Raw genomic sequence first — 8,210 nt, forward strand, 5'->3', positions numbered from 1 at the left:
ATCGGGTACAAATAGAAAACGCTTTATGTTATAATAGAACTATCTAAAAATTTAGGAGGAACTTATGTCAACTCTTTCCGTAAATGCAATTCGTTTCCTAGGTATTGATGCGATTGAAAAATCAAAATCAGGTCACCCAGGAGTGGTGATGGGTGCAGCGCCAATGGCCTACAGCCTTTTCACTAAACACATGCATATCAATCCAGCTCAACCTAACTGGATTAACCGCGACCGTTTTGTCTTATCTGCTGGCCACGGTTCAATGTTGCTCTATGCTCTTTTACACTTGTCAGGTTTTGCAGATGTGACCATGGATGAGATCAAGTCATTCCGTCAATGGGGTTCAAAAACTCCAGGTCACCCAGAATTTGGTCACACAGCTGGTGTGGATGCGACAACTGGTCCTCTTGGACAAGGTGTTTCAACAGCAGTTGGTTTTGCTCAAGCAGAACGTTTCCTTGCTGCAAAATACAACAAAGAAGGCTACAATCTCTTTGACCACTACACTTATGTAATCTGTGGTGATGGCGACTTGATGGAAGGTGTATCTTCAGAAGCAGCTTCTTACGCAGGTCTTCAACAATTGGACAAATTGGTGGTTCTCTATGATTCAAACAACATCTGTTTGGACGGTGAAACCAAAGATGCCTTCACAGAAAATGTTCGTGCACGCTATGAAGCCTATGGTTGGCATACGGCCTTGGTGGAAGACGGTACAGATGTAGAAGCGATCCACGCAGCCATTGAGGCAGCTAAAGTTTCTGGTAAACCAAGCTTGATTGAAGTCAAGACAGTTATCGGTTACGGCTCACCTGCTAAAGCTGGTTCAAATGCTTCTCACGGTGCTCCTCTCGGTGCTGAAGAAGCAGCCGCAACTCGTGCAAATCTTGGTTGGGACTATGCGCCATTTGAAGTACCTGCAGAAGTATATGCAGATTTCAAAGAAAACGTAACAGACCGTGGTGCAGCTAGCTTTGAAGCTTGGGAAAAATTGGTTGCAGACTACAAGGCAGCCTTCCCAGAATTGGCTGAAGAGGTATCTGCTATCCTTGCAGGTCAAGACCCAGTTGCAATCAAGCCAGAAGATTTCCCAGCTCTCGAAGCAGGCTTCTCACAAGCAACTCGTAACTCTTCACAAGACGCTTTGAACGTTGCAGCTGAAAAATTGCCAAACTTCCTTGGCGGTTCAGCTGACTTGGCTCACTCAAATATGACCTACATCAAGGCAGATGGCTTGCAAGATGCAGCTCATCCGCTTAACCGTAACATCCAGTTTGGTGTTCGTGAATTTGCTATGGGTACCATCTTGAATGGTATGGCAGCTCACGGTGGTCTTCGTGTTTACGGTGGTACTTTCTTCGTCTTCTCAGACTATGTAAAAGCAGCCATCCGCTTGTCAGCCTTGCAAGGTTTGCCAGTGACCTATGTCTTTACACACGATTCAATCGCCGTTGGTGAAGATGGACCAACTCACGAACCAATCGAACACTTGGCAGGACTTCGTGCAATGCCAAACTTGAATGTCATCCGCCCAGCTGATGCGCGTGAAACACAAGCAGCTTGGTACTTGGCTTTGATAAGTCAATCAACACCAACAGCTCTTGTTTTGACACGTCAAAACTTGACAGTTGAAGAAGGAACTGACTTTGACAAAGTGGCTAAAGGTGCCTACGTTGTTTACGAAACACCAGATTTTGACACAATCTTGCTTGCTTCAGGTTCAGAAGTTAACTTGGCAGTGGCTGCAGCCAAAGAATTGGAAGCAGCTGGTACAAAAGTCCGCGTTGTTTCAGTACCTTCAACAGAACTCTTCGACGCTCAAGATGCAGCTTACAAAGAAGAAATCTTGCCTTCGGCTGTTCGTCGTCGTGTGGCCATCGAAATGGCAGCAACACAAAGCTGGTATAAATATGTTGGTCTTGATGGACAAGTTATCGGTATCGACAAATTTGGTGCGTCAGCTCCAGCAGCTACTGTTATCGAAAACTATGGCTTTACAGTTGAAAACGTCGTAAAGGTTGTGAATAGCTTGTAATGAAACTTTCTAAAACTGACTTCCTTGGAGGTCAGTTTTTTCTCTATGTTTTGTGGAGTAGCTGATAAAGAATGTGGAGGGCTTTCTGGTCTGTTGCGGTTTATAATACAGAAAAACGGGAATTTTGGAGGTTCTTATGACAGAAACAGGAAGACGTGTTTTTTCACTAGATGCAGGTCGAAAGTATTTTTCTCCAGAAGCATTAAAAAAACTGATGGATGCAGCTAGCGGATTGGGCTACACAGATTTTCATCTTCTTTTGGGAAATGAAGGCTTGCGCTTTGTTCTCGACGATATGTCTCTGGAAGTGGATGATCAGACATATGTTCATGCGGAAGTAGTTGAGGCTGTGCGTATCGGTAATGAATGCTATTATGCGGCGGATAATGGTCGTTGTTTGACCGAGGGCGAATTGACAGACTTGATAATCTATGCCAAGGAGTTAGGTTTAGGATTCATTCCTGCGATTGACTCGCCAGGGCACATGAATGCTATTTTGACGGCCATGGAACACTTGGGTCTGGAGAGCCCTCGCCATCACCATGGGGACTTGACATCTAAGCGCACCCTTGATATTACAAATGCTGCTGCTTGCTCATTTGTAAAAGAGTTGATGAAAAAATACTTAGCTTATTTTGCAGGTAAGGTGGAATACTTTACCATTGGTGCAGATGAGTTTGCCAATGATTTATATGTGGAAGCGTCAGCAGTTGAAGGGGTAAGCAATGGATTTTCAGCCCTGCAATATCTGGGGCATTACGAGACCTTTATCAACTATGTCAATGACTTAGCTGAGTTGGTCAAATCATTTGGCATGAAGCCGATTGTCTTTAATGACGGGTTCTACTTTGCAGGAGAGACGGCTTATCCATTGGACAAAGAAGTCATGATTTCTTACTGGACTGGTGGCTGGGAAGGCTACGACGTTGCCAAACCTGCATTTTTACAGGAACAAGGGCATGCGCTTCTCAATACTAACGACGCCTGGTATTATGTTTTGGGGCGTTTGGTGGAAGAGGACGGTTATTACCATGCTGACCAAAGCCGAGCGGGTATGGATCGAGTTCCAAGTAACCAATTACCAAATCAAGAAGCGGGCGAAGTTAGCCAATGGGGTGCTATGTTCGCAGTCTGGTGCGACCAACCAGAAAAAGACTATGACGAAACCGTCGTCTTAGAACTCATGGAAAAATTCGCTCAACAATTTGAAAAATAGACAGAAAAGTAGGTACGAAAGTATCTATTTTTTCAGCACTAAATTTCCAAATTTTCTGAATTTTTGATATACTATACAGTAATATCAATGAAAGAGGACTATTTATGACAGCTCAAAAAATGTCGGCGCAAGAAATTATTGCTTTTATTGGCAATGCGGTGAAAAAAACCAATGTTAAGGTGACTTTTGAAGGAGAATTGGCTGGCGCTGTTCCTGAACCTGTGACCAAGCTTGGCAATGTACTTTTTGGTGACTGGAAGGATATTGAGCCATTGCTTGCTAACTTAACTGAAAATAAAGATTATGTGGTTGAGCAAGATGGCCGTAATTCAGCGGTACCATTGCTTGATAAACGCGACATCAATGCGCGTATCGAGCCAGGTGCCATCATTCGTGACCAAGTAACGATTGGTGATAATGCGGTTATCATGATGGGAGCTGTTATCAACATCGGTGCTGAAATTGGGGAAGGGACCATGATTGATATGGGGGCTATCCTCGGTGGCCGTGCAACTGTTGGTAAAAATAGCCATATCGGTGCTGGTGCTGTCCTTGCTGGTGTCATTGAGCCTGCCTCAGCAGAGCCTGTTCGTATTGGAGACAATGTTTTGGTGGGTGCCAATGCTGTTGTCATCGAAGGTGTTCAAGTTGGCAGTGGTTCAGTTGTGGCTGCGGGAGCTATTGTGACCCAAGACGTTCCAGAAAACGTGGTTGTAGCAGGTGTACCAGCACGTGTTATCAAAGAAATTGACGAAAAAACACAACAAAAAACAGCGCTTGAAGATGCTCTTCGTAACTTGTAAAAATGCCTTAGTCGAGTGTTGTCAGGGTTCTTTGTTGACCTTGTCTTTGCCACTGACTGAGCGCTATTGATCATTAGAGAGGTTGGCTACTTAGCCTAGCCTCTTTCTTTGAAAGGAAACCTATGACTTTAGATTTAGTGACTATCCGTCGTGACCTCCACCAAATTCCTGAAATTGGTTTGGAGGAGTTTAAGACCCAGGCTTATCTTTTGGAAAAAATCGCTGACATTACAGCGGGTAAAGCTTTTGTAGAGCAACGCACGTGGCGTACGGGGATCCTTGTTTTCTTAAATGGCTCTGCTCCAGAAAAGACTATTGGCTGGCGCACGGATATTGATGGACTTCCTATCGTTGAACAAACAGGTCTGGAATTTTCTAGTACCCACGAGGGTCGCATGCATGCTTGTGGGCATGATATGCACATGACGGTGGCGCTTGGTTTGCTCAATGAACTAGTGCAGACACAGCCTAAACACAGTGTTCTTTTTCTCTTCCAACCCGCAGAAGAAAATGAAGCAGGTGGCATGCTCATGTATGAAGATGAGGCTTTTGGGGATTGGTTACCAGATGAATTTTACGCCCTTCATGTGCGACCAGATTTAAAAGTAGGCGAAATCGCGACCAATACAGGGACTCTCTTCGCAGGAACTTGTGAAGTAAAAATCACCTTTAAAGGAAAAGGTGGTCACGCAGCCTTTCCTCATATGGCAAATGATGCCTTAGTAGCCGCAGCGCATTTTGTGACCCAAGTTCAGACCGTTGTCAGTCGAAATGTTGACCCCATTCAAGGTGGTGTGGTGACCTTCGGTGACATGCGAGCAGGAACAACCAATAATGTCATTGCGGATGAAGCCTTTCTTCATGGGACTATTCGTAGTTTAACTCAGGATATGAGTCTCCTCATGCAAGAGCGTGTGCGGACCTTAGCGGAAGGTGTGGCTGCTTCCTTTGGCATGGAAGTCGTGGTTGACTTAAAACAAGGCGGTTATCTCCCTGTGGAAAATAATCCAGCACTGGCTAGTGACTTGATGAACTTTTTTGATGAGCGAGAAGGTGTACAGCTGATCGATTGTCTGCCAGCTATGACGGGAGAAGATTTTGGCTATCTCCTGCAAAAAGTACCAGGCGTTATGTTCTGGTTGGGCATTGAGACACTGTACGCTCTTCATCACCCTATGATGAGCCCAAATGAAGCTGCCCTGCCGTTTGGCGTAGAGCATATCAGTGCCTTTTTGAAGATGAAAGCAGGTTGACATGGAGAAAAAAAACCTTCGTAAGGACATGTTAGCGCTTATGAAAGAGCAAGTAGGGAAAGTGAAACGGCGTCGGGACAAAGCCTTGTTGTCCAAGCTAACAAGTTTACCAGCCTATGAGTCTGCGACGACGATTGCCACCTATTTGTCTACGGCCTTGGAATTCAATACTTTACCCTTTATCCAGCAAGCCTTGACAGATGGAAAACGAGTGGTCGTTCCCAAGGTTTTGCCAGATCGGCAAATGGTTTTTCTAGACTATGGGGCGGATAATATTCAGCTATCTTCCTTTGGTGTGCCAGAACCCATTTCAGGAGAAGTAGTGGATAAAGCCGCCATTGACCTCATTCATGTTCCCGGTCTGGCTTGGAATGAGGCTGGATTTCGTGTCGGATATGGTGGTGGCTTTTATGACCGCTACTTGGTTGATTTTCAAGGGCAAACAGTCAGTACGATTTACCCGTTTCAGGTGCAAGATTTTACCCAAGATTCTTTTGATATTGCAGTTCAACAGGTCTTGGTAGCAGAAAAGGAAGCCTAATCTAGGCTTCCTTTTTCAATTTTTTCCGTAAAATCAAGGTACTTGGAATGAGTACCAGCACACTTCCGATCCAGGCAGCTGGGTTAGCAGCAGCAACGCCTTCAAATCCAAAATAGATCAGTCCGATAATGGCAACGCCAGCCCGCATGACCAGTTCCATGAAACCTGCTAAGGTTGGAACAAATCCATACCCCAAACCTTGGATAAAGCTGCGCAGAATAAATAGAATAGCCAAAATCCAGTAGCAAGAGCCATTGATAATATAGTAGACCAGAGCCAGGTGGAAGACAGTTTGACTCCCATCGGACAGGAAAAGTCCAGAGAAAAATTGGTTAAAAAGGACTAAAATAATAGCGAAGAAGATAGACCAAACAATATTGATGACCAAGGTTTTTTTGAGCCCGTCTAAAATACGTTGGTATTTTCTAGCGCCGTAATTCTGGGCGCTAAAGGTGGAAATCGCTAGCCCCAGATTTACCATGGGCAACATAGCGAGTTGGTCTGTTTTACTGGCAATAGCTTGCGCTGCCACCGCGTCTGTTCCTAGTTTGTTAAGGGTGACTTGGAGAGTAATGGCTCCAAGAGCAATGATACTGGCTTGAAAAGCCATAGGAAACCCTAATCGAGCATGATGTTTGAGATTTTCCTTGTCCAGATGAAAATCGCTAGCCTTTACTTGAAAATACGGAACCTTGAGATAGATGTAAGCCAGCAAGTAAATGACCGAAAAAATTTGGGCAATAACTGTCGCTAGACCAGCCCCGAAAACTCCCATGTGAAAATTTAGAATGAAGATAAAATCAAGGATGATATTGATAAAGCAAGCGATAATGAGCGCAATTAAAGGCGTTTTTGAATTTCCCAAAGCACGAATAGCGCTAGAAAGATAGTTGTATAAAATGGTAAAAACCATACCACCGAAGATGGCCAGTAAGAAACGATAGGAATGCTGGATAAGATTTTCCGGGGTCTGCATGAGAACCAGTAAAGGCTTCAGCCATACCATGGAAACAACTGTCAACAAAATGCTGACGACTAAAGAGTAGAAGAGTCCATGGACAAAACTAGCGCGAATGCCGGCATCATCTCCAGCCCCAAATTTTTGAGAGGTAACGATACAAAGTCCTGACGTCAGTCCTTGGGCAAAGCCGATAATTAAAAAGGTCAAGCTCCCTGTTGCTCCAACCGCTGCAAAGGCTGTCTGTCCTAGCGTGTGTCCCACAATCATGGAGTCCGCAAAGTTATAGGCTAACTGGAAAAAGCTTCCTATTAATAAAGGAATGGTAAAAGTTAAAATGACTGTTAGGGGATTTCCTTTGGTTAAATCGTGCACGTTCTCTCTCCTTCATAGACACCATTATACCATGATTTTACTGCAATAAATGGTAAAAATAAAGTAAACTTGCTTATCAATTGGAATTGTGCTACTATTACAGTATTTTATGGAGGAAGAGATGAACCAAGTTTTTAAGAGAGACTATCCAGTGACCAATTGCTTACTGGGAATAACGACTCTTGTTTTTTTAGCCATGCAGATTTTACGATTTGGTCAAGCAACTAGTTCTCAGACTATTTTCGATTTTGGTGGGCTTTTTGGCTTGGCTGTGCGCCAAGATGTAACGCAGATATGGCGATTGCTAACCCCTATTTTTGTCCATATTGGCTGGGAGCATTTTCTATTCAACGGTTTTACGCTCTTGATTTTTGGTTACGAAGTAGAAGACATTTTCGGGCCTTGGCGTTTTTTGGCCCTCTACTCGCTTTCGGGGCTAATGGGAAACGTCTTTGTCTTCTATTTTACGCCAGATGTCGTAGCAGCAGGTGCGTCCTCTTCTCTTTTTGGTCTCTTTGGGGTAATGGCTGTGCTCCGCTACCAGTCTCGGAGTGCCTATGTCCGATTTTTAGGGCAACGCTATGTAGGCTTGCTTATTGCCAATCTCATCGTCACATTTATCAGTCCAAATATTAGTATTGCGGGCCATATCGGCGGCTTGATAGGAGGGGCTTTCTGTGCATTTATGCTGGTCCTTCCAAGAGAACCTTGGCTTTTTACCAAAGGACAACGCCTCCTCGTCTGGCTAGCTTATGTTGGTCTGGCTCTCATTCTCATCTTTTTGGCAATCAAATAGAGAGTGTGACAAAAATCGTGATTTCGTAGAAATCGATTTTGTAGTCACACCTCCGAACAGCTGAGTAGGACAATAAAATGTTGATTGATCAACGTATTAGAGCTCAGTCAACCACAGCGTCAAACTGTTAATCCTAATAATAGTATAAAACCTAGGACTTCTGTCCTAGGTTCTATTATGGCTTCCAGCCAGTTTTTCTCGGAGAGAAAAATGAGAAAACCACCAGCTATGCT

Annotated in this window: 7 protein-coding genes; 6 read left to right on the plus strand and 1 reads right to left on the minus strand. The window is 44.2% G+C overall.

Annotation, left to right across the window (positions count from 1 at the left end; all coding sequences use genetic code 11):
* Positions 1 to 64 precede the first annotated feature (64 nt).
* From tkt to ACHUFA_RS10715, 5 genes are all read left to right on the plus strand, one after another.
* Positions 65 to 2,035, plus strand: a complete 1,971-nt coding sequence (tkt, locus tag ACHUFA_RS10695; RefSeq protein ID WP_222348774.1) for a transketolase — start codon at positions 65 to 67, stop codon at positions 2,033 to 2,035.
* 136 nt (positions 2,036 to 2,171) lie between these two features.
* Positions 2,172 to 3,251: a beta-N-acetylhexosaminidase gene (locus ACHUFA_RS10700; RefSeq protein WP_222348772.1), complete on the plus strand. Its 1,080-nt coding sequence runs from the start codon at positions 2,172 to 2,174 to the stop codon at positions 3,249 to 3,251.
* A gap of 104 nt (positions 3,252 to 3,355) precedes the next feature.
* The gene (gene dapD, locus ACHUFA_RS10705; protein WP_394406030.1) at positions 3,356 to 4,054 is read left to right on the plus strand and encodes a 2,3,4,5-tetrahydropyridine-2,6-dicarboxylate N-acetyltransferase; all 699 of its coding nucleotides are present in this window, start codon (positions 3,356 to 3,358) and stop codon (positions 4,052 to 4,054) included.
* Between the two features lie 122 nt (positions 4,055 to 4,176).
* The gene (locus ACHUFA_RS10710; RefSeq protein WP_394406032.1) at positions 4,177 to 5,307 is read left to right on the plus strand and encodes an N-acetyldiaminopimelate deacetylase; all 1,131 of its coding nucleotides are present in this window, start codon (positions 4,177 to 4,179) and stop codon (positions 5,305 to 5,307) included.
* A gap of 1 nt (position 5,308) precedes the next feature.
* A complete protein-coding gene (locus ACHUFA_RS10715; RefSeq protein ID WP_394406035.1) occupies positions 5,309 to 5,848 on the plus strand; it encodes a 5-formyltetrahydrofolate cyclo-ligase in 540 nt (179 codons plus the stop codon).
* A 1-nt stretch (position 5,849) separates the two neighbouring features.
* Here the strand turns inward: ACHUFA_RS10715 and ACHUFA_RS10720 are convergent, their stop codons facing one another.
* A complete protein-coding gene (locus ACHUFA_RS10720; protein ID WP_394406037.1) occupies positions 5,850 to 7,181 on the minus strand; it encodes an MATE family efflux transporter in 1,332 nt (443 codons plus the stop codon).
* 121 nt (positions 7,182 to 7,302) lie between these two features.
* Here ACHUFA_RS10720 and ACHUFA_RS10725 point away from each other — a divergent pair, with 121 nt between their 5' ends.
* On the plus strand, positions 7,303 to 7,977 hold the full coding sequence (locus ACHUFA_RS10725) for a rhomboid family intramembrane serine protease (protein WP_394406039.1): 675 nt from the start codon (positions 7,303 to 7,305) through the stop codon (positions 7,975 to 7,977).
* The last annotated feature ends 233 nt before the right edge of the window (positions 7,978 to 8,210 follow it).

The sequence above is a fragment of the Streptococcus hepaticus genome (assembly GCF_043656315.1).
Taxonomy (GTDB): domain Bacteria; phylum Bacillota; class Bacilli; order Lactobacillales; family Streptococcaceae; genus Streptococcus; species Streptococcus hepaticus.

What these genes read in the sequence shown, in the direction of transcription:
- tkt (WP_222348774.1), top strand. Translation starts at nt 65, where the DNA reads ATGTCAACTCTTTCCGTAAATGCAATTCGTTTCCTAGGTATTGATGCG.
- ACHUFA_RS10700 (WP_222348772.1), top strand. Translation starts at nt 2,172, where the DNA reads ATGACAGAAACAGGAAGACGTGTTTTTTCACTAGATGCAGGTCGAAAG.
- dapD (WP_394406030.1), top strand. Translation starts at nt 3,356, where the DNA reads ATGACAGCTCAAAAAATGTCGGCGCAAGAAATTATTGCTTTTATTGGC.
- ACHUFA_RS10710 (WP_394406032.1), top strand. Translation starts at nt 4,177, where the DNA reads ATGACTTTAGATTTAGTGACTATCCGTCGTGACCTCCACCAAATTCCT.
- ACHUFA_RS10715 (WP_394406035.1), top strand. Translation starts at nt 5,309, where the DNA reads ATGGAGAAAAAAAACCTTCGTAAGGACATGTTAGCGCTTATGAAAGAG.
- ACHUFA_RS10725 (WP_394406039.1), top strand. Translation starts at nt 7,303, where the DNA reads ATGAACCAAGTTTTTAAGAGAGACTATCCAGTGACCAATTGCTTACTG.